A 590-nucleotide genomic window follows, 5' to 3' on the forward strand; every position below is an offset into this window, starting at 1 on the left:
TCCTCGGTGCCCTTGAATACAACGACATCGCCCGGCTCTGGCTCGCCGTCACCGTAATAAGGGATCTTCTCCGTAAAGATACGGTCATTTGTGCAGCCCTCGCAGCCGTGGAGGGTCGGCTCCATTGAACCCGACGGGATCACATACTGCCGGCCGATAAAATTCTGGAATAGTCCGACGATCACGAGAACCGTCGCCACTACCAGAAGGGTTTCTAGCAGCCACGGCATTTCTTTCTTCTTAGTCGCCTCTTTGCCTTGCTGGGTGGCCTCGCCCTGTACTGGGTGGGCCCCCTCGCCTTCTGGCGGCTGTTCCTGCGAGATGCTGTCTTTATTCACGCGCTAGATCCTAGCAACCCCACGCCCGACTTCCGCTCTTATCCCCCTCGCTGCAGGGGGATTCACAGTGAACTTTCCGTTTAGATCATGCTTCTAACTTTGGAATAAGCGCAATTGGGTATTAAAAATCCCCTTGCACCCACAGTGGGGCGCAAGGGGAAGCTGGCGCGCAGCGCGCTAGTACTAGCGACGCTCCTTGATGCGAGCCTTCTTGCCGCGCAGATCACGCAGGTAGTAGAGCTTCGCACGGCG

General features: G+C 57.1%; 2 protein-coding genes. Both read right to left on the reverse strand.

The window, feature by feature from the left end:
- Nucleotides 1-338, reverse strand: a 338-nt coding sequence (locus F4V54_RS11195; protein ID WP_150387178.1) for a S26 family signal peptidase, incomplete at its 3' end; no start/stop codon positions are given.
- Between the two features lie 183 nt (nt 339-521).
- Nucleotides 522-590: 50S ribosomal protein L19 (locus F4V54_RS11970; RefSeq protein WP_150387179.1), on the reverse strand; the 69-nt coding region annotated here is incomplete at its 5' end.

The sequence above is a fragment of the Corynebacterium tuscaniense genome, assembly GCF_008693065.1.
Lineage (GTDB): Bacteria > Actinomycetota > Actinomycetes > Mycobacteriales > Mycobacteriaceae > Corynebacterium > Corynebacterium tuscaniense.